Here is a 22,023-nt window from a genome sequence, read left to right as displayed (position 1 = left end):
CTGCCGTCCCTCGAGTGATCCCTAGAAGACCGGCGTGCCGTCCTGCGTCAGCTTCCAGTTGCTGTCCGCGAAGTCGGCCGGGTCCAGCGTGCCCTTCGCCGTGACGTAGTCGATCATCAGCTGGCGGATCTCGTTGGTGGAGCTGTACGCGATCGGCGCCGTGGCGATGTGCGGGTAGCCCGAACCGCCGTTCGCGCGGTAGTTGTTGACGGCCACCACGAAGACCTGGCTGTCGGAGACCGGCGCGCCGTTGTAGGTGAGGTTCTTGATCCTCGACCCCTCCGGCTGGGCGATGTCGATCTCGTAGCCGACGCCCGCCGCCGTGTCGTACATGTAGTCCCAGAACTTGTTGGCGTTCGTGAGGGTCGCGGTGTCGACCTTCGTGCCGGACGGCACCTGGTGGTAGTACTTCGCCGCGTACTCCAGGTAGTCCTTGAGCTGGGCGCCCGTCAGCTTCTTGCCGTAGAGGGTGTTGTCGTAGATGTAGAGGCCGGCGATGTCCTTGATGGTGACGCTGCCCTGCGGGATGTCGGCCGTACGACTGAAGGGGGCCGCGACGGAGATCAGGGGCAGGGCCGCGTCTGCCGTGGACAGGCCCGCCTTCACGGTCTCCGTCTGCACCTTGTGGATGAAGTCCATGATCGGCACGTCCTTCCAGCAGGACTCCGCCGCCGAGAGGTCCTGCGTGCAGGTGCCGACCGCCGTGTTGACGTACTTCACCACCAGCTCGTGGTCGGCCTCCAGGAGCTCCTTGATCTCCGGGTCCTCGTCCACCGTGCTGGGGTTGAGGGTCTGGGCCTTCTTGCCGACGACCTTCCACTGGCCGTGGTGGAGTTCGAGCTCGAAGTCGAAGACGCTCAGGCGGAAGCCCCAGCAGTACGGCTCGGAGAGGAGGACGTCCTCGCCGGTCTCCGCGTTCTTCACCGTGTAGGAGGGGACTTCGACGTGCGTGTGGCCGACGAGGATCGCGTCGATGCCGGGCACCTGCTCGGCGACGAGGTTGGAGGCGTTCTCCACGTACGGCAGCGAGTCGCCCCAGGACGAGGAGCCGTCCATGCCGGAGTGGTCCGTCAGGAACACCACGTCACAGCCCAGGGCACGCAGCCGCGGGACGTACTTCTTCGCCTGCTCCACCAGCCCCGGGAACACCATCTTCCCGCTGACGTTGTCCTTGTCCCACAGGGCGATCCCGGGGTTGGTGAGTCCCAGGATGCCGACCTTGATGTCGGGCGCACCCGGCACGCAGATGCGCTTGACGGTGTACGGGCGGAACGCGGGCAGCAGCGTCGTGGCGTCGAGGGCGTTGGCACCGAGGAGCGGGAAGTGGCACTGGCTCTCGAACTTGCGCAGGGTGTCGATGCCGTAGTTGAACTCGTGGTTGCCGAGGGCCGCAGCGTCGTAGCGCATGTGGTTCATGGCCACGGCCATCGGGTGCTTGGGGCCGTCCTCGCCGTCCGTGCCGGTGATCGGGTCCACGCGGGCGAAGTAGTAGGCCAGGGAGGTCCCCTGGATGATGTCGCCGGCGTCGACGAGCAGGACCCGGTCCTCGCCCTTCGCCTCGCGCTGCTGCTTGATGAGGGTGGCGACCCGGGCCACGCCGCAGGAGTTGCCCGCCCTGTCGGTGTAGGGCTGGTCCTTGTAGTAGTCCCAGTCGAAGACGTGGCTGTGCAGGTCGGTGGTGCCCAGGATCGAGAAGGACCAAGTCCGGGGCGCCCTGGCGGAGTTCTGCTCGGCCGCCTGGGCGGGCGCGGCGGCGACCGTGCCGGCGGCGGTCACGGCGGCTCCGGTGACGGCCGACTTCTTCACGAACTCGCGGCGGTTCATGGGACTGACGGGCATGCGAGGCTCCTGGGGCGCGATCGGGGGTGGTTCATGTGCTGCGGCGGCTACACGCGTAGATGCTTCTCAAGGCCCCATGAACCGAGAACCACGAACAGACCATGTCCAGGTCAAGTTCTCGCATGCTCTGGAATATCGAGAACGTCGCGGTGAAGCTGATCCGCACCGACCCCGACGCTCCGCCGACCGAACTCGCTTCTCTCCACCGGTGGTTCACCCCGGAGGCGGCCACCGCCCGCCGGAGCAGCGGGGCGTGGACGACACGGGTGCTGGAGCGGACACGGATGCCGGACAGCCGTGGGGGGCCACCGAGCACGTCCCCGGGCCGGCCCTGCGGACCGCCGTGCGCGGCGACTTCGGGCCGCTGCCCTCCGCCTCCGCGCATGTCCTCGCACACCGCCTCACGCAGGTCCTGGACGCCATCCACGGCGCCGGTCGCCGTGGACTCGACCGCCGACTCCACGCTCACCCGTACCGGAACCCTCGTCGGCACACCGGAGTTCATGGCGCCGGAGCAGATCAGGGGCGAGCGGGTCACCCCCGCCGGGGACGTGTTCTCCCTCGGCAGCGTCCTGACGTACGCCGCCACCGGCCGCTCCCCCTTCCAGGGCGCGGGCGAGGGCGGGGTGCACGCGCTGTTGTTCCGTATCGCCTTCGAGGAACCGGAGCTGACCGGGGCGCCCGAGGCGGTCGCGGACTCGTCCGGCACCTGCTGGAGAAGGACCCGCGCGGGCGGCCGTCCGTGGCCGAGGTGATGGCGCTGACCCGGCGGGCCCGGAGAGGGCGTGGCTGCCGGCAGCCCTGCTGGCGCGCCTGGACCGGGTGGCGGCGCAGCCGCTGCCGCAGATTGCGTGCCGGGCAGGCTGCCCGCCCCCGGTCCTGACTTCCGTCCCCGAGTTCCCGGAGCCCGGGAAGCCCTACGCGTTGCCGGTGCCGGCCGTGCTCGCGGTGGTGGCCGGCGGCTACTTCGCCCTGCCCACGCTGGTCGCCGCCCCCGAGCCGAACAGCAGACCTCCCGAAGGCGCCCTGGGCCGCACCGCCCTCGCCGGCGCCTGGGGCATCAGCCTGGACGAGGACCGGCCCTTGCTCAGCAGCCGGCTGGACCTCGTACGCGGCGCCACCGTCGTCACGGCCGCCCGCGACGCGATCTGAGCCGGGGCGGCGGTGGTGCGGTCCCGGTCGGACCACACCCTGGTGCCCGGCGGGTTCCGGACGCACGCACCGGTCCGGGCCCGGCCGGCAGGGGGAGCCGCGGAGCGCCGTCCGCCATGCGGCTCCAGGCAGGCATCGGCCAGGTCGGCGTCACCTGGGCCGGGTCCCGGGTCTCCTACGGCCTCGACCGGGTCGCCGGGACCGGCGAGTCCGTCCCTGCCGCCCTGCGCGGCGCCTGGTACACCGGCGGCGGCCCGCGCATCGTCATCGGCGGCGGCAGGGGCGGGTCGATCGCCGTCCACGGCACCGACGACCGGGGCGGACGGCACCGCGCGTGCCGGGCGGCGGTCCTGGACGCTCGCACGACGTCGATCGCCGCGACCGGCGCCCAGCTGATAGGGGGACGCTCGGCCCCCACGTGCGCTCGGCCCCGGTGCCGTACGGCTACGACGTCCAGGGCACCGGCGCCGAGGTCACCCTCACCCGCCGGTACCCCGCGGACAGGGCCACGCTGGTCCTGTACCGCACGCCCTGGACGGTCGCGTCACCCAGGGATCAACGCGGGTCGACGTCGCCGAAGTTCCAGATGAGGACGTCCGTACCGGCCGGCTGCTGGATGTGCAGCGTGAGGTTGTGGAAGGTCACCGAGATCAGGTGCACCGTCCAGTTGCCGTTCGGGCAGACCTGGCTCGGCGAGGGGTTGGGCGGCGACGTCATCGAGACCGAGAACGTGATCTGCCCGGCGTGCGGAGTGATGTTCTGGACCGGCCCCGTCAGAAGCTGGAAGAAGGCGGGCTTGCCCGGGGCCGTGTTGCCGCCGGGGTTGACGCAGACGTACTGGGCCGCGATCTGGTCCGCCGTCAGGAAGACCCTCGCTGGACTGGTGCCGAGTCCAGCGGCCTTACCGCTGCAGGTGACGGTCGCACGGTCGTTGATGACCGTCTTGGAGCAGGTGGGCTCCCCGATGAAGTGCGGGTTGGCGGCCAGGGCGGGGGTCACCCCGATGCCCAGGGCCAGCAACGTCATGGCGAGAAGCCTGAGGACTCGACGCACGTACGTCTCCACTTCTTGTGGTCGGCTGTGTCGACTGTGTCGCTCCCGTGAAGGAACGTCAGAGTCATACCGCAAAACCGAGTCAATTCCCTCTCAAGTAACCCGAATGCCGACATAAATGGTCCCCGCCGGAATCTTCCGACGGGGACCGAAGCGTGCCTCGTGCGGCGGACTACAGGAACGAGTTGATCTCGATCGTCTCGTCCCGGCCCGGGCCCACGCCGATCGCGGAGATCGGAGCCCCGGACATCTCCTCCAGCGCCTTGACGTAGTTCTGCGCGTTCTTCGGCAGGTCGGAGAACGTCTTCGCCTTGGTGATGTCCTCGGACCAGCCGGGCAGCATCTCGTAGACGGGCTTCGCGTGGTGGAAGTCGGTCTGCGAGTACGGCAGTTCCTCGACGCGCTGGCCGTCGATCTCGTAGGCCACGCAGACCGGGATCTGCTCCCAGCCGGTCAGCACGTCCAGCTTGGTGAGGAAGAAGTCGGTCAGACCGTTCACGCGGGTCGCGTAACGGGCGATGACCGCGTCGAACCAGCCGCAGCGCCGGTCGCGGCCGGTGGTCACGCCCCGCTCGCCGCCGATGCGGCGCAGCGCCTCGCCGTCCTCGTCGAACAGCTCGGTCGGGAAGGGACCGGCGCCGACGCGGGTCGTGTACGCCTTGAGGATGCCGATGACACGGCTGATCTTCGTCGGGCCCACGCCCGCGCCGGTGCAGGCGCCACCGGCGGTCGGGTTGGAGGAGGTGACGAAGGGGTACGTGCCGTGGTCGATGTCCAGGAGGGTGCCCTGGCCGCCCTCGAACAGGACGACCTTGTTCTCCTCCAGGGCCTGGTTGAGGACCAGGACCGTGTCGGCGACGTACGGGCGGATCTGCTCGGCGTAGCCCAGCAGCTCCTCGACCACACTGTTCACGGCGATCGCGCGCCGGTTGTACAGCTTGGTGAGGATCTGGTTCTTGGCGTCGAGCGCCGCCTCGACCTTCTGGGTCAGGATCGACTCGTCGTACAGGTCCTGGACCCGGATGCCGACGCGGTTGATCTTGTCGGCGTAGGTCGGGCCGATGCCGCGGCCGGTGGTGCCGATCTTGCGCTTGCCGAGGAAGCGTTCCGTCACCTTGTCGACGGTCACGTTGTACGGCGTGATGACGTGCGCGTTACCGCTGATCAGGAGCTTGGACGTGTCGACGCCACGCTCGTTCAGACCGCTCAGCTCGGAGAGCAGCACCGACGGGTCGACAACGACACCGTTACCGATGACCGGCGTACAGCCGGGCGAGAGGATTCCGGAAGGGAGAAGGTGGAGGGCGTACTTCTGATCGCCCACGACCACCGTGTGGCCGGCGTTGTTGCCGCCCTGGTAGCGGACGACGTAATCCACCGAGCCACCGAGCAGGTCGGTGGCCTTCCCCTTGCCTTCGTCACCCCACTGAGCACCGAGCAGCACAAGTGCGGGCACGCGCGTACACCCCTTCCGGGCGGGGCATGTCCAAGGTCAGGGGCGTGGGCGTAGGGTGCCCGCCGCGTACCACCGCGACCGCCATTGGTCGCACAACCGTCGGACCGGATGCCCCGGAATAGACGAAGCCCCTGGCGCAATAGCGCAAGGGGCTCTTGCACAAAGATGCTACCCGAGGAAGCGAGGCAGGACCGAGGTGGCGACTTTCGCGACGTCCGATCAGCTGCTGTTGATCATCGATCCGGCGGCACGGCATAGGGACGGAGAGTCCGTACGGATCGCGAAAGACGTGCTCAGCGCGGGTGCGACAGCCAAAGTGTGCATGCCGGACGGGCCGGAGGAGTTCGCCCGCGCACTGGGCCGGAGGGGCTCCAGGCGCCCGGTCGTGGTCGGCGACGACCGGGCCCTGGTCCGGGCCGTGACCCTGCTGCACCGGCAGCGGGAGCTGGCCGGGTGCGGACTGTCCGTGGTGCCGGTCGGCGGTGCTGGGCTCGCCGAGTCGCTCGGCGTGCCCGCCGGGACGGTGGCGGCGGCGCGTGCGGTCCTGGACGGCGCCGAACGCCGCCTGGACCTGCTCGTGGACGACAGCGACGGGGTGGTCCTCGGCGCCCTCGGCATCCCGCCGGCGCCGCTGCGGCAGGCCCCCGTGGAGCCGTTGGCCGTCCCCTCCGGCCGCCCCTGGCTGCGCACGACCTACCGCTCCCTGGTCCGTACCCTGGCGCCCCGCCCCGCCCGGCCGGACCCCGCCGGGCCCGTCTGCGGCCCCTCCCGGCTGCGGGTGGAGGTCGACGGGCAGACGGTGGTGGACCTCCACCAGCCCCTGGAGGCCGTGTCGGTCACCCCGGGTGCCTCCGGGGCGGCCAGGGTCGAGATCCGCCCGCTGTCGCTGGGCGCCGAGGCGACCCCGATACGGGCCCACGGGCAGACGGTGACGGTCACGGGCGCGGACTTCCGCTACCGCGCGGACGCGGCGGTGTCGGGCCCGGTGCGGCGCCGGACCTGGCGGGTGCTGCCGGAGGCGTGGGCACTCACGCTGCCTGCCCGATGAGCGCCCCCTGCTCCTTTGTCCGTCCCGAGCCCGGAGATCCGCTGACACCTGGGTGACAGCGCCGACCGGTTGCCGTCCGTCACGCCTCGGCGGGCAGCGGTGTGCCGGGCGGTCGTGCCCGCACGCCGGTTCGGGCACAGGACCACCTCTGGGTGATCACCTGACCTCGACGCTCAGCCCCTCCAGCCCGCGGATCACGAAGTTCGGCTTGCGCTCCGGCTCCGCCGCCAGGGTCAGTGTCGGGGCCTTCTCCAGCAGGGCTGTCATGGAGGCCGCCAGTTCGATGCGGGCCAAGGGGGCGCCGATGCAGTAGTGGATGCCCGCGCTGAAGGAGATGTGGGGGTTGTCCCGGCGACCAAGGTCCAGGCGGTCGGGGCTTTCGAAGACCTCCGGGTCACGGTTGGCGGAGCCGAAGAGCATGGCGATCTCCGCGCCGCGCGGGATCGTCGTGCCGGCGATCTCGATGTCGTCCAGGACCCAGCGTTCGAAGAGCTGCAGCGGGGTGTCGTAGCGCAGCAGCTCCTCGATCGCCGACGGGATCAGGGAGTGGTCCGCACGCAGGGCGGAGAGCTGGTCCGGGTTGCGGAAGAGAGCCCACCAGCCGTTCACCGTCGCGTTCACCGTGGCCTCGTGGCCCGCGTTGAGGAGCAGCACCGCCGTGGAGATCATCTCCTGCTCCGTCAGCCGGTCCCCCTCGTCGTGCGCCGCGATCAGCCCCGAGATCAGGTCCTCGCCCGGCTCCCTGCGGCGGGCCGTGATCAGCTCGCGCAGGTAGTCCGAGAACTCCAGCGACGCCCGCACCGCCTTCGCCGCCGTCTCCTGCGACGGGTTCAGCTCGTACATCCCGCAGATGGCGGCCGACCAGGGCCGCAGCCGGTCCCGGTCCGGCTCCGGGATGCCCAGCATCTCGGCGATCACCGCCACCGGCAGCGGCTCGGCCACGTCTCCCAGCAGGTCACCGCCGCCCGCCGCCACCAGGGCCGACACCAGCTCTTCGGCCAGGTTCTGCACATACGGTCGCAGCCGTTCCACCGTGCGCGGTGTGAACGCCTTCGACACCAGGCGCCGGATGCGGGTGTGGTCCGGCGGCTCCAGGTCGAGCATGCCGTGGTCGTTGAGGACGTGGAACGGCTCGTGCTCCGCCGGGGGCGGGGTCCGGCCGAAGTCCTCGTGCGTGAAACGGTGCTGGTAGGTACGGCCCAGGCGGCGGTCGCGCAGCAGCGACGAGACGTCCGCGTGGTGCGGGACCAGCCACTGAGCGGTCGGCTCGAAGTACAGCACCCGGCCGCGCGCCCGCAGCTCGGCGTAGGCGGGGTACGGGTCGGTGAGGAACGCCGGGTCCCAGGGGTCGAAGGCGAGGTCCCGCCCATCAGCAGCTGCCATGGACGGACGCTAGCCCTGCCCACCCCGCTGTGACCAGTCCCTCCTCGTACGCGCACGTCAGCGGGCGCCGGGACGGACCACGCCGGACTCATAGGCGAAGATCGCCGCCTGGGTGCGGTCGCGCAGCCCCAGTTTCACCAGGATCCGGCCCACGTGCGTCTTCACGGTCTGCTCGGCCACCACCAGCCGCTCGGCGATCTCCGCGTTCGAGAAACCCTGCGCGATCAGCGCCAGCACCTCGGTCTCCCGCTCGGTCAGGCCGCCGACGCGGTGCTTGAGCGGGGCCCGGTGGCTTGCGTCCAGGCGGGAGAACTCGTTGATGAGCCGGCGGGTGATGCCGGGCGCGAGCAGGGCGTCACCCGCGGCCACCACCCGCACCGCCTCGGCGAGTTGGTCCGCGGAGGCGTCCTTGAGCAGAAAACCGGAGGCACCGGCGCGCAGCGCGTCGTACACGTGCTCGTCCAGGTCGAAGGTGGTCAGCACGAGCACTCTGACGGCCTCGTGGCCGGCGGTGATGCGGCGGGTCGCCTCGATGCCGCCCATCTCGGGCATCCGGATGTCCATCAGGACCACGTCCGGGGCCAGTTCGGCGGTCCTGGCGATCGCGTCCACGCCGTCCACCGCCTGCCCGACCACCTCTATGTCGGGCTGGGTGTTGAGCAGCACGGTGAAACCCTGCCGGACCATCTGCTGGTCGTCGACGATGAGTACGCGGATGGGGCCGGCGCCGCTCGTCATGGGGTCTGGTCTCCTGTCGTGGGTGGATGGGCGGACGGGTACGGGGGCGAGGACGGCGACGGGTACGGGGACGCGTACGGATCCCCGTCGGGGGAGCTGTCGTGCGGGAGGAACGCCGTCACGGTGAAACCGCCGTTCCGGGTCCGCTGGGCGGTCACGTGCCCGCCGAGCATCGCCGCGCGTTCCCGCATGCCCAGCAGACCGTGTCCGCTGCCGGGGGAGGGCTGGACCGGGTGGCGGGGGCGGGAGTTCGCGATGTCGAGGCAGATTCCGTGGGGGAAGTGGCTCACCTCCACGCTGACCGTCGACCCGGGGGCGTGCCGCAGGGCGTTGCTCAGCGCCTCCTGCACGATCCGGTACGCCGACAGCTCCACGCCGGGCGCATAGGGGCGGGGCTTGCCGGACACCTGGAGACCGACTTCCAGGCCGGCCGCCCTGGTGTTCTCCATCAGCGCATCCAGCCGGGAGAGGTTCGGCTGCGGGGCGTCGGGGGCCGGTTCGCCCGGATCGTCCGGGTCGCCGGGCGCCTCGGAGCGCAGGACGCCGAGGACACGGCGCAGTTCGGTCAGCGCCTCCAGGGCGTTGTCGCGGATCCCGGCGAGGTTCTCCTTCAGCTCCTGTGAGGGGTTCTCCACGAGGTGGGGTGCCACCTGGGCCTGGATGGAGATCACCGACATGTGGTGGGCGACCACGTCGTGCAGTTCGCGGGCGATACGGCTGCGCTCCTCCAGCAGGGTGCGGCGGGCGCGCTCCTCCGCGGTGATCGTCGTCTGCCGGACCAGCTGGGTACGGGCCTCGCTGCGGCTGCGCAGGACTGTGCCGAGGAGGGCGGCGACCGCGAACAGGACCACCGCGACGGGGCCGGTCGGGGAGTAGCGCTGGGCCCCCACGAGGCCTTCGAGGGCGTACGTCGTCAGAGCGGTCACGCCGAAGGCGGCGACGGTGCCGCGGATGCCGACACGCAGGGCGAGCAGCACGAGCACGGCCATCTGTGCCAGCAGGGCCGGGGTGCTCCAGGGCCAGTTGGGTGCGTTGCCGAGCGGGATCGACTCCAGGTTGTGCCGGACGAGCAGGGCGGCGACCGTGGCACCGCACAGGGACAGGGCCCAGGCGGGGACGGGGCGCCAGAGGGCCAGGACGACGGCGGTGCCCTGGATGAAGCCGGTGATGAGGGCGACGGGCGTGGTGAAGCGGTAGCTGTCGGTCAGTTCGGCACCGCCGCCGATGGCCAGGGTCAGGGCTGCGTAGGTGGTGAGCACATAGGTGAGCAGGCGGAGCCAGCGGTGGCGGGAGAAGGGGGGTGAGTGGGGGGAGGGGTTCTCGCCCAGCCAGGCGCGCAGGCGGGAGCGGCCGGGGGTGGTGGCGCCCGCACCGGCCGTGCGGCTTTCGCCGTCGGGTGCGGCTGGCCCCGGTGGGGCGGTCTCGCCGCCGGCGGCTGCGGGTGCGCTGTGGGGGGCGGCTTCGCCGGACGTGGGTGCAGCGTGGCGCGGGGCCGCTTCGCCAGGCGTGCGCATCGGCACCTGGTGCGGGGCCGCTTCGCCAGGCGGGGGTGCCAGGGTGCGCGGGACTGGGTTGTCGGGGTCCGCGGCTTTCACTTGGTCAACTCTATGCATGGTGCTTGGCCTTTGTCGGGGGCAGATGGCAATGGACCACGCGCGACGGGCGGTTCCGGGTGCGGCGGGGGCCCTGTTCGTAGGTGCGGAACGTCGCCCAGCAGACGGCCAGGGCGAGGGCGAAGACGGGGAGCCACACCAGGCGGGCCGCGACCCAGGTCAGGTCGTCCGGTGAGGTGTGCAGGCCGGGCAGGCGGGCCGCGGGGAGAGTCGCGACCGTCGTGGCCATCAGCGCCGTCTGGTGCCAGAGGTAGACCGTCATCGCGGAGAGGTTGACCAGGGCCGTCGCGGCCCAGGCCGGCGGGTGGGACATCGCGCGGCGCAGACGGTCCCGGAGCAGCAGGGCCAGGCCGCACTGGGCCAGGCCGAAGGTGACCGCCGCCAGGGTCGGTGGGTCGAGGTTGGAGACCGGGGCGCCGGGGACGCCGACCATGGACGCCGGGTAGCCCGCGCAGATGACGAGGGCCGCCGTCGCCGCCGTACCACCCAGGAGAAGGACCCAGGCCGCGCGGCGGCTGTCCAGCTCGCCCCGGGTCCAGGCCGCGCCGAGGGTGTACGGGACCGTCCAGCCCGCCGCCACGTTCGCCCAGGCGAGCCAGGACGGGCCGAGGTGCAGGCCGAAGCGCAGGACGTCCACGTGCAGCACGACGGCCAGGGGCCACAGCGGGTTGAGACGGGCGAGGAGCGGAGTCGCGGCCGTCAACGCCGCGAAGACCATGAGGAACCAGAGGGGGGACAGGGCGAGTTTGAGAAGTGTGTGGACCGTGGCGAAGGGGGTGCCGACGAGCAGGAGGACCGTCGCCACCACCGCCCACAGGCCCAGGAGGGCCACCACAGGGCGGAGCAGCCGGGTCAGGCGGGCACGCAGCCACTGGCCGTAGGTCTCGCCCCGGGCGCCGGCCGAGGCGAGACTTCGGGTCGCCACATGGCCGCCGACCAGGAAGAACACTGCCAGGGTCTGGAACAGCCAGGAGACCGGGGCGAGCCAGGGCACGTGGTGCAGCGGGCTCGCCGTGCGCAGAGCACCGTCCTGCGCCACCAGCGCCGTGACCAGCCAGTGGCCCAGGACCACGCCGAGGATCGCGTACGCCCGCAGTGCGTCCGTCGCACGGTCCCGGGAGGCAGGGGTGGCCGCGTCGACTCGGTGGGCCGCACGGTGGACGGCCTGGTGGAGGGCGCGGAGTCGGCGGTGGGTGTGGTGTGGGGCCGGCTCAGGCACGGGTCACCTCCGAGGACTCGCCGAGGGTGATCCGGGCCAGGTTGGCGAGGGAGGCCGAGCCCGGGGTGAAGTAACCGCTGTGGTTCGCGCCGGCCGCGTCGAAGACCCGCGCGCCGAAGGCTCGGGAGACCGGGTCGGTGCCGAGGCCGATGGTGGTGCCGAAGAGCCGGGTGCTGACGTGCGGTACGTGTGCGACCCAGTCGGCGCTGCCCCGGGCCGCCCAGATCCGGGCACGGGTGTGCAGGCCTGAAACTGAGCCCGCGCCCGTGCCGGGGCTGCCGACCAGGGCTATGTCGTCCGCGTCGGTGCCCTGGGCGGCACGGCCGCAGACGACCGAGCCGTAGGAGTGGCACAGGAGGGAGACGCGGACCGCCGGCGGGGCGACGCGGCGGAGGTCGCGGACGAAGGCGCGCAGGTGGGGCGCCGCTTCGTCGGCTCGGGTGGTGGTCGTGACCGTGGTGCTGACCGTGGCCGGGGTGGTGTAACCGAGCCAGGCGACCACCGCCACGCGGGTACGGGTGCCGGCGGCGGCTCGGTGTGTGAGGTCCGAGTAGAGGGCCGATGCCGCCCTGTGGAAGCGGGCGTAGGTGTCGAGGGACGTGTCGGAGCCGGGGACCAGGACCGCGATGCGGGTGGCACGGGTCAGGTCGCCGAGGACCTCTGTCGCCCGGCCGTTTCCCCGGCCGTCGAAGGCGAGGAGGTGGCGGGAGGCGGCGGCCAGGGTGCGGTCGGCCGCGGCGCGTCGGGGGTCGCCGTGGGCGGCGGCCATGCGGGCGGCCTCGGTCGCGTCGGCGCGGTTCGCCTCGTAGGCGGAGGTGAGGGTGGCCGGGGTGAGGGCAGAGGTGAGGGTGGCTGGGGGCGGGGCGGGAATCGCCGGGCGGGCCGCGGCGGAGAGCGGAGCGACGAGGGCGGTGGTGAGGAGGGTGGCGAGGAGGGCCCGGCGGAGTCGAGGGACGATGCGGGAGCTGCGGCGCGTCGTTCTGTGCAGGCTGGTGGGCGGGCACGCGGCCTTCGGCCGGGTGCCCGATCCCCTCCGCACCGCCTGTGCGACTTTCGTCGCCGGGGGCGGGTGGCCCTCGTGCGGCTGATCCGCCTTCGGCGGCCGCGGGCCGTGCCGCTCGGCGGTCAGCGCGTCGGCCGGCTGCGGGTCCTGCGTTGCCGTGGTGAGCCCCATGGGTGGCTTCCTCTCAGTTCGCCCGGCCATCGGGCTTTCCTGACAAGGAAGTTAGAAATCGGGGCCTGTCGCTCGCGTCCCGCCAGGGAGCTGTTCCGACGCGTAGCTCTCAGGTACTACGGGTATCACCGGGGCCCACCCCCGAAGGGGCGACCCCGTTGCTCACCACGCCAGTTGCGCGATCTCCTCCGCCACCACCGCACAGGCGTCCGCCGCCGGGTCGATCAGCGGGAAGTGGCCCACGTCCGCCAGCAGCGTCAGGCCCGCCGTCTCCCCCGCCTTCGCCGCCGCCTCCGCGTACGACTCGGCCACCGCCTGCGGCACGACCAGGTCCGCACGTCCCTGGACCAGCGTCGTCGCGATGCCCGTGGGCAGCAGCAGGACCGGGTCCGCGTAAGGCCTGCGGACAGCGACGTTCTCGTGGCCGCCCAGCAGTTGCAGGGCCGCGTTGCCGCAGACGTCCAGCTTCTCCGCCACCTCGAAGTCCGCGATCGGCGCCAGCGCGACCACCCCCCGCAGCGGAACGGGGCTGTCGGTGCGCCAGGGGGCGTCGGCGGGCAGGACGTGCCGGGCCGCCGCCCACAGTGCGAGGTGGCCGCCCGCCGAGTGGCCGGTGAGCACCGTGCGGCGCGGGTCGGCCTGCGGGAGTGCCTCGCGGACCAGGGCGGGCAGTGCGTCGAGCGCGGCGGCGACGTCGTCGAAGGTCTCCGGCCAGCGACCCGCGAGCGGGGTGCCGTCCCCTTCGCCCCCTTCGCCCCCTTCGCTCTGCTCGGGGACCGGGCTGCCCCCGCCCCGCCGGTACTCCACGTTGGCCACCGCGAAGCCCCTGCGGGCCAGGTGGTCCGCGAACGGGGTGATGTGGCGGCGGTCGTAGCGGTGGCGCCAGGCACCGCCGTGCAGGACCACGACCAGCGGGGCGAGGGAACCAGGGGCGAGCGGGGACCCCGGGCCGGTGCGGGGGGCGTAGAAGTCGATCACCTGGTCGGGGTGGTCGCCGTACGGCGCGCTGGCGTCAGGGTCTACCGGGCGGTGTGAGAAGGCAGACTCCTCCTCGGCGGCGGCGCGGGCTGCTGCGGCGTCGTCCGGCATACTCCAACCTCTCAGCGACGGAACGGGTTTTGAACGAACCAGGTGGCGATTCCTCGTCGCCGTTGGCGGGGACGGTATCACCGGTGACGTGCGGGGACATGGGGCTGTCACCGAGGGGGAGGGAGAAACGGTTCTGCGGGCCGGGCGGGAAGGGGAGCAGGGGGCCGGGCAGAGTACCGCCCCCTGCTCCCCTGGACTCCCTTAGACCAGCACCTCCCCCAGCACCCGCGCCGCCCGCTCCACGTCCCCGAAGCTCACGTACAGCGGCGTGAAACCGAAACGGAGCACGTCCGGGTGGCGGAAGTCGCCCACCACGCCGCGCGCGATCAGGCGCTTCATCACCTCGCCGGCGTCCGGGCAGCGCAGCGCCACCTGACTGCCGCGTTCCTCATGGGGCTCCGGGGTGACCGACTCGACCCGGCCGGGCTCGGTGTACGCCGCCACGCACTCCAGGAAGAAGTCGGTCAGGGCGAGGGACTTCGCCCGCACCGCCGAGACGGAGACCTCGTCCCAGACCTCCAGGGCCGCCTCCAGGGTCAGCATGGAGAGGATGTCCGGGGTGCCGACCCGGCCGCGCAGGGCGCCCGGTGCCGGGGCGTACGACGGGCTCATGCCGAACGGGTCGGTGTGGGAGTTCCAGCCGGGCAGCGGCGAGTCGAAGCGGTCCTGCAGTTCGTGCCGGACGTACAGGTACGCCGGTGAACCGGGGCCGCCGTTCAGGTACTTGTAGGTGCAGCCGACCGCCAGGTCGACCCCGTGCTCGTCCAGGCCGACCGGCAGGGCGCCCGCGCTGTGGCACAGGTCCCAGACGGCGTAGGCGCCCACCTCGTGCACCGCGGCCGTCAGGGACGGCAGGTCATGCAGACGGCCGGTGCGGTAGTCGACGTGGTTCAGCAGCACCGCCGCCGTGCGCTCGCCCAGCGCGTCCGGCACCTGCGCCGGCGGGAGCGCGCGCAGGGTGCGGCCGGTCAGGCGGGCGGCCGACTCGGCGATGTAGCCGTCCGTGGGGAACGTCGTCGCGTCCACCAGGATCTCGTCCCGGTCCTCGCCGGCCATGCGGACCGCGGCCACGACCGCCTTGAAGACGTTGACGCTCGTGGAGTCGCCGACGACGATCTGGCCCGGCGCGGCGCCGACCAGCGGGGCGATCCGGTCACCGATCCGCTCCGGCGCCGTCCACCAGCCGCTCTCCTCCCAGGAGCGGATGCGCAGTTCGCCCCACTGTCTGCGGACGACGTCCTCGACCCGGCCCGGCACGTTCGCCGGCAGGGCCCCCAGGGAGTTTCCGTCCAGGTAGACGACGTCGTCGAGGACGAACCGGGAGCGCAGCGGGGCCAGTTCGTCCGCCGCGTCCAGCTTCTCGGCCTCCAGTCGCTTCACACGCACAGCGGACTCAGACATGCGACCTCGCCGTCCACAGCTCCGGGAACACGTTCTTGCGGGCACGCTTCTCCAGCCAGGCGACGCCCGCCGAGCCGCCCGTACCGGCCTTGGCACCCATCGCGCGGCGGGTGGCGACCAGGTGGTCGTTGCGCCAGCGCCACACCAGTTCGGCCACGTCCGTCAACGCCTCGCCGAGACGGGCGAGTTCGTCGTCCGGGTCGCCGGAGTAGATCTCCGTCCAGGCCGCCTCGACGGCGGCGGAGGGCTCGTAGCGCTGGGTCAGATCCCGTGCCAGGACGTCCTCCGGGATCGTGTGACCGCGCCGGGCGAGGAGTCCTACGACCTCGTCGTACAGGCTCGGCTCGTGCAGCGCCTTCTCCAGTTCCGCATGGACACGCGGGGCGCCGCGGTGCGGGACGAGCATGGACGCGGACTTCTCGCCGAGCAGGAACTCCAGGCGCCGGTACATCGCCGACTGGAAACCGGAGCCCTCGCCGAGAGCGGAGCGGTACGAGTTGAACTGCGCCGGGGTCAGCTGGCCGAGCGGCTTCCAGGAGGCGTTCAGCGCCTCCAGTTCCCGCACCGAACGCTTCAGCGCGTCGATCGCCACCGCCACCCGGTCCTCGCGCAGGGCGCGTGCGGCGGTCTCCCACTCGTGCACGATGACCGTGAACCACAGCTCCATGACCTGGGTCGTCACCAGAAAGACCATCTCACCGGGGTCGTCGGAGAGGGTGTGCTGGAGGTGGGTGAGCACATCCGCCCTGACGTAGTCCTCGTACGGTGTCGTACCGGCGAAGTCCAGGTTCGGGGTCTCGGGCTCGTGAGTCGCCGAGAACTGGTGAGCCTGTTGGGACATCGCTGTCTCCTGTTATTACTCCGGGTAGCGGTCCGCCCCTGCCGATGCCGGCACGGGGGCCCCGGTCCCCACTGGCATCCTGCGCGATCACCCGGGGCGCGGCAAGGCCCGTCCGCTGCCAGACGGGCCACACCGGTGAATCCCTTCATGGGGGCGCTGGAGCCCAGGTGCAGGGCTCAGCCCAGGGTCTGGGCCGCCGTCGGCGAGGAGTCCTTCAGGAACTGCGTGCAGCGCTCGTACTCCTCCTGCTCACCGATCGCCTGCGCGGCGCGGGCGAGGCCGTGCAGGGCGCGCAGGAAGCCACGGTTGGGCTCGTGCTCCCACGGCACCGGGCCGTGGCCCTTCCAGCCGCTGCGGCGCAGGGCGTCCAGACCGCGGTGGTAGCCCGTACGGGCGTACGCGTACGACTCCACGACCGCGCCCCGCTCGAACGCGTCGTCGGCCAGCTGCGCCCAGGCGAGGGACGACATGGGGTACTGGGCGGCCACGTCGGCCGGGGCCGTACCGGCTGCGAGCAGCGCGCGGGGCTCCGGGTCGTCGGGGAGGTGGGTCGGGGGCGGGCCCGCCAGAAGGTTCTCGTGCATCGTCATGGGTTCCAGTCTGCTGCATCGGCCTTGATCGGTAACGGCTGTGTCCCGCCTGACGGGAAGGCGTGGTCCGGGCCGGGTGCTGCCGACGGCCACGGCACCGACCATGACGTGGTGACCCTGACCGCCCAGGAGGGCCGCCGGCCCTGTGCCGACCCGGACGGGCCGGTGGGGCGCCTGCCGGGCCGGCCCGTCCTCGGACCGGGTGGGCGCGACGGCTCGGTCACCCGGGTCGACCAGGGCTGGAAGCCGTGGCCGCCTCGGCCTCCGCTGCGCCGGGCACCGCCTCCAGCGGTGGATGCGTCACGCAGCCGTGCCTGCGGCACTCAGGCCGGCGGCGGTCCGGTGCCGGGCGGCGGACCAGTGCCCAGGCCAGCGCCGCGCCGGCCACGAGCACGCCCGCACAGATCGGCATCGCCCGCCGGAACGCCGCGTCGAAGGCGCCCGGCGAGCGGTACGCATCCGGTCCCATGGCCGCCAGCAGCGGCAGCGCGGCCACCGCGACCAGGCCCGCCGCCCGCGCCGCCGCGTTGTTGATGCCGCTGGCCAGGCCCGCGCGGGCGGTGTCGACGGAGGCGAGGACCGTGGCGGTGAGGGGTGCCACCAGGATGACCATCCCGGCGCCCATCACCAGCAGGGCGGGCAGGACGTCCGTCAGGTAGTCCGCGCCCGGCCCCACCCGCAGCATCAGCAGCATCGCCGCCGCGCACAGCAGCGGGCCCACGGTGAGCGGCAGGCGCGGGCCCGTACGGTCGGCCAGCGCGCCGGAGCGGGACGAGAACAGCAGCATCAGGGCGGTGGTCGGCAGCAGGGCCGTGCCGGCGGCGAGGGCCGAGTAGCCCGCCACCACCTGAAGCTGGAGCGCGGTGAGGAAGAAGAAGCCGCTGAAAGCCGCGTACACGCACAGCGTGACCAGGTTGACCGCGGTGAACTGGCGCGAGGCGAAGATGTCCGGCGGCAGCATCGGATCCGGGCGGTGCCGCTCGACCCAGGTGAAGGCCACCGCCGCGGCCAGGCCCGCGACCCCCGTCAGCGCCACCGCCGAAAAGCCGCCGTGGGCCTCGATCAGGGCGTACGTCAGCAGGGCGAGCGCCAGGGCGCCGAGGGTGGCGCCGAGCACGTCGAAACGGCCGTGAGCGGCCGGGTCGGCCGACTCCGGGACATGCCGCAGGGCGATGGGCACGCACAGCAGGGCCAGCGGCACGTTGAGCAGGAACACCCAGCGCCAGCCGGGGCCGTCCACCAGCCAGCCGCCCAGGAAGGGGCCGACGGCCGCGCCGATCCCGCCGAAGCCGGACCACAGGCCGACCGCCCGGCTCCGGTCGTCGGGGTGGAAGGAGGCCTGGATGAGCGCGAGCGAGCCGGGCGTGAGGAGCGCACCGCCGACGCCCTGGAAGGCGCGGGCGGCGATCAGCACGCCCGGGGACGGCGCGAGGCCGCACAGCAGCGAGGCAGCGGCGAACCACGCCACCCCGAGTACGAAGACCTTCCGGCGGCCGTAACGGTCGCCCAGCGAGCCGCCCAGCAGGATCAGCCCGGCCAGCGTGACCATGTACGCGTTGACCGTCCACTGCAGGGCGGTCAGGCTCGCGCCCAGGTCGTGGCCGATGCGCGGCAGGGCCACGTTGACGACGGTCGAGTCCAGCATCGCCATGCTGGAGCCGAGGACCGTGGTGAGCAGGATCCACCTGCCCGGGGGCGAGGCCAGCCGGACATCGGGCATGGTCCCAGGTATACAGCGGGCCCGGCGACGTGGACAGTCGCCGGGCCGGCCGCAGAGATCGTCCGACGCGCAGGGCGCGTACGACGACGCTTACTTGATCTTGTTGCCCGCGGAACGCAGGTTCTGCGTGGCCTCGAGGACGCGCGCGGCCATGCCCGCCTCGGCGAGCTTGCCCCAGGTGCGCGGGTCGTAGGTCTTCTTGGAGCCGACCTCGCCGTCGACCTTCAGGACGCCGTCGTAGTTCTTGAACATGTGGTCGGCGACCGGGCGGGTGAACGCGTACTGGGTGTCCGTGTCGATGTTCATCTTCACGACGCCGTTCTCCAGCGCGGTCAGGATCTCCTGCTCGGTGGAGCCGGAGCCGCCGTGGAAGACGAAGTCGAACGGGGACTGCTTGCCGAACTTGGCGGCGACGCCGTCGTTCAGCTCCTTCAGCAGTTCGGGGCGGAGCACGACGTTGCCCGGCTTGTACACGCCGTGGACGTTGCCGAAGGAAGCGGCCAGCAGGTAGCGGCCCTTCTCGCCCAGGCCCAGGGCCTCGACGGTGCGGATCGCGTCGTCGACCGTGGTGTACAGCTCGTCGTTGATCTCGTGGGAGACGCCGTCCTCCTCGCCGCCGGTCGGGGTGATCTCGACCTCGAGGATGATGTTGGCGCGGCGGGCCTGCTCCAGCAGTTCCTGCGCGATCTGCAGGTTGTCGGCGAGGGTCTCGGCGGAGCCGTCCCACATGTGCGACTGGAACAGCGGGTTGCGGCCGGCCTTGACGCGCTCCTCGGACAGCGCGAGCAGCGGACGCACGTACCCGTCGAGCTTGTCCTTCGGGCAGTGGTCGGTGTGCAGCGCGATGTTGACCGGGTACTTCTCGGCGAGGATGTGCGCGTACTCCGCGAGGGCGACCGCGCCGGTGACCATGTCCTTGCTGTACTGGCCGCCGAGGAACTCCGCACCACCCGTGGAGATCTGGACGATGCCGTCGCTCTCCGCCTCCGCGAAGCCGCGCAGTGCCGCGTTCAGGGTCTGGGACGAGGTGACGTTGATGGCCGGGTAGGCGAACTTGCCTGCCTTCGCCCGGTCGAGCATCTCGTTGTAGACCTCGGGGGTTGCGATGGGCATCTGTCCGCTCCTTGGGTGTGCGGGTCGGATTACTGCGTTACGGCCCTGACCTAGACCTGGGGGGTGACATCATCGTCGTCCCCATCTTTCCAGACATGGGGGGATGGTCGACCCCGTCGGCCATCCCCCGGACAAGTCCAGATCAAACCGCCGGGTCAGTCCAGACCCAGTTCATCCTTCGAGAAGGCGAACAGGTACGGCACGCCCGCCTGCTCGGCGATCGCCTCGGCCGCGCCGGTCGCCCGGTCCACGATCGTGGCGACGCCGACGACCTCCGCGCCGGCCTCACGCAGCGCCTCCACGGCGGTCAGCACGGAGCCGCCGGTGGTGGAGGTGTCCTCCACGGCCAGCACCCGGCGGCCCTTGACCTCGGCGCCCTCGATACGGCGCTGCAGGCCGTGCGCCTTGCCGGCCTTGCGTACGACGAAGGCGTCGAGCACCTTCCCGCGCGCGGCGGAGGCGTGCAGCATGGCGGTGGCGACCGGGTCGGCGCCCAGGGTGAGCCCGCCGACCGCCTCGAAGTCCAGGTCGGCGGTCAGGTCGAGCATGACCTGACCGACCATCGGCGCGGCCTCGCCGTCCAGCGTGATCCGGCGGAGGTCGATGTAGTAGTCGGCTTCCTTGCCCGACGACAGGGTCACCTTGCCGTGCACCACGGCCTTGTCCTTGATCTGCTGCAGCAGCGCGCCGCGTACGTCCGTCATGCCGACCAGCTTAGATGCGCCGCCAGCTCCAGGTCGTCGTCGCCTCCAGCGGGTCCAGCGGTGTGACCAGGCGGGGAAGGGTGTTCAGGCCGTTGGGCGGCCCGGTCTGCGGCTCCACGCAGACGGCCTCGGACTGCTCGTCGTAGACGACCACCCACTCCTGACGGCTGGCCACCTTCAGTTCCAGCTGCCCGGGCCAGGTGAGGGTGACGTCGACACCGCCGGGCATGCCGAAGCAGTCGTCCCAGGGGCCGGGCCGCGGCTCGATCCGGTTGCCGGTCGGCAGCTGGTCGTCCCCGCGCTCCTCCTGCCAGGCGGGCTCGAAATCCAGCTGTACGTCCTCGCCGCCGAGGTTCCGGTTGAACCACGGGTGCCAGCCGATCTGCGCCGGGAAGGAGTCCTCGTACGTCTCCACGGACATCGTCAGCGTCAGACTGTCGTCGGCCAGCGTGACGACCTGGGTGACCTGGCCGGGATGCGGCCAGGGCTCGACCAGCCGGTACGTGATCACCGCCTCGTTCTCCGAGACGCGCGCGGTGCGCCAGGCGGCGTCGCGGGCAGTGCCGTGGATGGCGTGCGGCGGGGAGTTGAGCGGCATCTGGCGGACCGTGCCGCCGTCCAGGAAGCGGCCGTCACGGATCCGTCCGCACCAGGGCACCATCGGGAAGCAGCCGTAGCGCTCCCCCTGGCGCAGCAGCTCCACGCCGCCGGTCCGCAGCCCGGCGATACGGCCGCCGTTGCCGGGGGACACGGTCACTTCCACGTCGCCCGCGGTCAGCGTGATGTCTTCGTTACTCACGGGACGACCCTACTGGGGCGACCGAGCGTGCCGATCCGATTCGGCCTGCCCCGGATCGGTCTAACGACGGCGGCGCAGGGCACGGCCCACCACGATGGCCGAGGCCAGGGCGAGGGCCGCGGCCGGGGCGGCCCAGCGCAGGGCCGGGTTCGCCCCCACGGTCTGGGGGGCCGGCACGGGGGCGTAGCGGCCACGCGGCGGGGCGTGGTCGACCTCCTCCGCGCTGCGCCCGATCATCGTCCGGCGCGCGTGCGCTGCCTCGGCGGGGGGCGCACCGGTGTCGGTGAAATCGCCGGTGGTTCGGTCGGCGGTGCCCTCAGAGGCGTCGTCGTCGGCGTCGGGGTTCAGGGAGGACGGCGGGACCTCGGTGTCGAAGACGGAGACGTGACCGGCATCGGGCTCATCAGCACCCTCGGCCTCGGTCTCTTTCTCCGGTTCGGACTCGTGTCCGGACTCCGGTCCGGGTTCGGACAACGGCTCTGGCGCGGGTTGGGACTCCGGCGCCGGTTCAGACAGCGGCTCAGGCGCTCCCTCCGTCTCCGGCACGGACCCGGGCTCCCGCTCGGGCGCCGTGTCGTGCGGCTCGTCCGGGGCGTGCGCCAGTGCCTCCGCGAAACGGTTCAGCAGCCGGGTCACCGCTGAGGTCACCGCCTCTGGCGGCAGTTCCACGAGGCGTCCGTCCACGTCGGCCGTGCCCTCGACGGTGAGGGTGGAGCCACCTTCGGTGTCGGCGAGGCGCAGGGTCAGGGCTAGCTTGACCGAGCCGGCGCCGCGGGCCTCGGTGCCGTCGCCCTCGAGGGCGTACGTGCCGTCCTCCCGGGCGGTGACGCGGACCGCGCCCCGGTAGGTGATGGAGTTCCCGCCGACCCGCAACTTCAGACGCCCGGCGCCGGGTTCGCCATCCGTGTCCTGCTGGAACCCGGGGATCGCCCGGGCGACGCGCAGAGGGTCGGCCAGCGCCGCCCTGAGCCGATCACCGGAAACCGGAACGAAGACCTGGTGCTCCATGTCGAGTGACCCTACCCATGTGCGGACCGAACGTACCCTCCGAGAACGGGTGACCTGTCGTGACCCGCCGGTGCCGCAGGCAC

At 72.0% G+C, this 22,023-nt stretch carries 20 protein-coding genes; 3 read left to right on the top strand and 17 right to left on the bottom strand.

Annotation, left to right across the window (positions count from 1 at the left end):
• Nucleotides 1–21 precede the first annotated feature (21 nt).
• Nucleotides 22–1,839 carry a bifunctional UDP-sugar hydrolase/5'-nucleotidase gene (locus tag K7G59_RS27245; protein WP_225838742.1) on the bottom strand — a complete coding sequence of 606 codons (1,818 nt, stop codon included), beginning with the start codon at nt 1,837–1,839 and terminating at the stop codon, nt 22–24.
• 122 nt (nt 1,840–1,961) lie between these two features.
• Here K7G59_RS27245 and K7G59_RS27240 point away from each other — a divergent pair, with 122 nt between their 5' ends.
• Nucleotides 1,962–2,594: a hypothetical protein gene (locus K7G59_RS27240; RefSeq protein ID WP_225838740.1), complete on the top strand. Its 633-nt coding sequence runs from the start codon at nt 1,962–1,964 to the stop codon at nt 2,592–2,594.
• Between the two features lie 175 nt (nt 2,595–2,769).
• The gene (locus K7G59_RS27235) at nt 2,770–2,991 is read left to right on the top strand and encodes a hypothetical protein (RefSeq protein ID WP_225838737.1); all 222 of its coding nucleotides are present in this window, start codon (nt 2,770–2,772) and stop codon (nt 2,989–2,991) included.
• Between the two features lie 555 nt (nt 2,992–3,546).
• Here K7G59_RS27235 and K7G59_RS27230 read toward each other — a convergent pair.
• On the bottom strand, nt 3,547–4,017 hold the full coding sequence (locus K7G59_RS27230) for a hypothetical protein (RefSeq protein ID WP_225838735.1): 471 nt from the start codon (nt 4,015–4,017) through the stop codon (nt 3,547–3,549).
• Between the two features lie 199 nt (nt 4,018–4,216).
• Nucleotides 4,217–5,500 (bottom strand): adenylosuccinate synthase, encoded by a 1,284-nt coding sequence (locus tag K7G59_RS27225; protein WP_225838733.1) that lies wholly within the window; start codon nt 5,498–5,500, stop codon nt 4,217–4,219.
• 196 nt (nt 5,501–5,696) lie between these two features.
• Between K7G59_RS27225 and K7G59_RS27220 the strand changes: the two genes are divergently transcribed.
• Nucleotides 5,697–6,548, top strand: coding sequence for a diacylglycerol kinase (locus tag K7G59_RS27220; protein ID WP_225838731.1), 852 nt, complete (start codon nt 5,697–5,699; stop codon nt 6,546–6,548).
• Nucleotides 6,549–6,704: 156 nt separating this feature from the next.
• Here the strand turns inward: K7G59_RS27220 and K7G59_RS27215 are convergent, their stop codons facing one another.
• The 14 genes from K7G59_RS27215 to K7G59_RS27150 form a co-directional block, all read right to left on the bottom strand.
• Nucleotides 6,705–7,931, bottom strand: a complete 1,227-nt coding sequence (locus tag K7G59_RS27215; RefSeq protein WP_225838729.1) for a cytochrome P450 — start codon at nt 7,929–7,931, stop codon at nt 6,705–6,707.
• 57 nt (nt 7,932–7,988) lie between these two features.
• Nucleotides 7,989–8,669 (bottom strand): response regulator transcription factor, encoded by a 681-nt coding sequence (locus tag K7G59_RS27210; protein ID WP_225838727.1) that lies wholly within the window; start codon nt 8,667–8,669, stop codon nt 7,989–7,991.
• Nucleotides 8,666–10,183 carry a sensor histidine kinase gene (locus K7G59_RS27205; RefSeq protein ID WP_225838725.1) on the bottom strand — a complete coding sequence of 506 codons (1,518 nt, stop codon included), beginning with the start codon at nt 10,181–10,183 and terminating at the stop codon, nt 8,666–8,668. The genes K7G59_RS27210 and K7G59_RS27205 overlap by 4 nt, the downstream gene beginning before the upstream one ends.
• 91 nt (nt 10,184–10,274) lie before the next feature.
• Complete coding sequence (locus K7G59_RS27200) at nt 10,275–11,501, bottom strand: acyltransferase (protein WP_225838723.1); 1,227 nt, start codon at nt 11,499–11,501, stop codon at nt 10,275–10,277.
• On the bottom strand, nt 11,494–12,675 hold the full coding sequence (locus tag K7G59_RS27195; RefSeq protein ID WP_225838721.1) for an alpha/beta hydrolase: 1,182 nt from the start codon (nt 12,673–12,675) through the stop codon (nt 11,494–11,496). The genes K7G59_RS27200 and K7G59_RS27195 overlap by 8 nt, the downstream gene beginning before the upstream one ends.
• Before the next feature lie 162 nt (nt 12,676–12,837).
• A complete protein-coding gene (locus tag K7G59_RS27190; RefSeq protein WP_225838719.1) occupies nt 12,838–13,764 on the bottom strand; it encodes an alpha/beta hydrolase in 927 nt (308 codons plus the stop codon).
• 201 nt (nt 13,765–13,965) lie between these two features.
• Nucleotides 13,966–15,165: a kynureninase gene (kynU, locus tag K7G59_RS27185; RefSeq protein WP_225838718.1), complete on the bottom strand. Its 1,200-nt coding sequence runs from the start codon at nt 15,163–15,165 to the stop codon at nt 13,966–13,968.
• Entirely contained in the window at nt 15,158–16,006 is an 849-nt protein-coding gene (locus K7G59_RS27180) for a tryptophan 2,3-dioxygenase family protein (protein ID WP_225838717.1), read from the bottom strand. Before K7G59_RS27180 ends, kynU begins: the two co-directional genes overlap by 8 nt.
• Before the next feature lie 176 nt (nt 16,007–16,182).
• Nucleotides 16,183–16,596, bottom strand: coding sequence for a DUF3151 domain-containing protein (locus tag K7G59_RS27175; RefSeq protein WP_225838716.1), 414 nt, complete (start codon nt 16,594–16,596; stop codon nt 16,183–16,185).
• A 220-nt stretch (nt 16,597–16,816) separates the two neighbouring features.
• Nucleotides 16,817–18,316, bottom strand: a complete 1,500-nt coding sequence (locus K7G59_RS27170) for an MFS transporter (RefSeq protein ID WP_225838715.1) — start codon at nt 18,314–18,316, stop codon at nt 16,817–16,819.
• 90 nt (nt 18,317–18,406) lie between these two features.
• Nucleotides 18,407–19,429, bottom strand: a complete 1,023-nt coding sequence (gene fbaA / locus K7G59_RS27165) for a class II fructose-bisphosphate aldolase (protein ID WP_225838714.1) — start codon at nt 19,427–19,429, stop codon at nt 18,407–18,409.
• Between the two features lie 155 nt (nt 19,430–19,584).
• Entirely contained in the window at nt 19,585–20,133 is a 549-nt protein-coding gene (gene pyrE / locus K7G59_RS27160; protein WP_225838713.1) for an orotate phosphoribosyltransferase, read from the bottom strand.
• A 10-nt stretch (nt 20,134–20,143) separates the two neighbouring features.
• Nucleotides 20,144–20,932: an aldose 1-epimerase gene (locus K7G59_RS27155; protein WP_225838711.1), complete on the bottom strand. Its 789-nt coding sequence runs from the start codon at nt 20,930–20,932 to the stop codon at nt 20,144–20,146.
• Between the two features lie 60 nt (nt 20,933–20,992).
• A complete protein-coding gene (locus K7G59_RS27150) occupies nt 20,993–21,940 on the bottom strand; it encodes an SRPBCC domain-containing protein (protein ID WP_225838709.1) in 948 nt (315 codons plus the stop codon).
• Between the last annotated feature and the right edge of the window lie 83 nt (nt 21,941–22,023).

It is taken from the genome of Streptomyces sp. NK08204 (assembly GCF_020400585.1).
In the GTDB taxonomy this organism is placed as follows: domain Bacteria; phylum Actinomycetota; class Actinomycetes; order Streptomycetales; family Streptomycetaceae; genus Streptomyces.
The sequence above is the reverse complement of the archived record's forward strand: the minus strand, read 5'-3'. Positions and strand labels throughout refer to the sequence as shown.

What these genes read in the sequence shown, in the direction of transcription:
- K7G59_RS27245 (WP_225838742.1), bottom strand. Translation starts at nt 1,839, where the DNA reads ATGCCCGTCAGTCCCATGAACCGCCGCGAGTTCGTGAAGAAGTCGGCC.
- K7G59_RS27240 (WP_225838740.1), top strand. Translation starts at nt 1,962, where the DNA reads ATGCTCTGGAATATCGAGAACGTCGCGGTGAAGCTGATCCGCACCGAC.
- K7G59_RS27230 (WP_225838735.1), bottom strand. Translation starts at nt 4,017, where the DNA reads ATGACGTTGCTGGCCCTGGGCATCGGGGTGACCCCCGCCCTGGCCGCC.
- K7G59_RS27215 (WP_225838729.1), bottom strand. Translation starts at nt 7,931, where the DNA reads ATGGCAGCTGCTGATGGGCGGGACCTCGCCTTCGACCCCTGGGACCCG.
- K7G59_RS27210 (WP_225838727.1), bottom strand. Translation starts at nt 8,669, where the DNA reads ATGACGAGCGGCGCCGGCCCCATCCGCGTACTCATCGTCGACGACCAG.
- K7G59_RS27205 (WP_225838725.1), bottom strand. Translation starts at nt 10,183, where the DNA reads ATGCGCACGCCTGGCGAAGCGGCCCCGCGCCACGCTGCACCCACGTCC.
- K7G59_RS27195 (WP_225838721.1), bottom strand. Translation starts at nt 12,675, where the DNA reads ATGGGGCTCACCACGGCAACGCAGGACCCGCAGCCGGCCGACGCGCTG.
- K7G59_RS27190 (WP_225838719.1), bottom strand. Translation starts at nt 13,764, where the DNA reads ATGCCGGACGACGCCGCAGCAGCCCGCGCCGCCGCCGAGGAGGAGTCT.
- kynU (WP_225838718.1), bottom strand. Translation starts at nt 15,165, where the DNA reads ATGTCTGAGTCCGCTGTGCGTGTGAAGCGACTGGAGGCCGAGAAGCTG.
- K7G59_RS27180 (WP_225838717.1), bottom strand. Translation starts at nt 16,006, where the DNA reads ATGTCCCAACAGGCTCACCAGTTCTCGGCGACTCACGAGCCCGAGACC.
- K7G59_RS27175 (WP_225838716.1), bottom strand. Translation starts at nt 16,596, where the DNA reads ATGACGATGCACGAGAACCTTCTGGCGGGCCCGCCCCCGACCCACCTC.
- K7G59_RS27170 (WP_225838715.1), bottom strand. Translation starts at nt 18,316, where the DNA reads ATGCCCGATGTCCGGCTGGCCTCGCCCCCGGGCAGGTGGATCCTGCTC.
- fbaA (WP_225838714.1), bottom strand. Translation starts at nt 19,429, where the DNA reads ATGCCCATCGCAACCCCCGAGGTCTACAACGAGATGCTCGACCGGGCG.
- pyrE (WP_225838713.1), bottom strand. Translation starts at nt 20,133, where the DNA reads ATGACGGACGTACGCGGCGCGCTGCTGCAGCAGATCAAGGACAAGGCC.
- K7G59_RS27150 (WP_225838709.1), bottom strand. Translation starts at nt 21,940, where the DNA reads ATGGAGCACCAGGTCTTCGTTCCGGTTTCCGGTGATCGGCTCAGGGCG.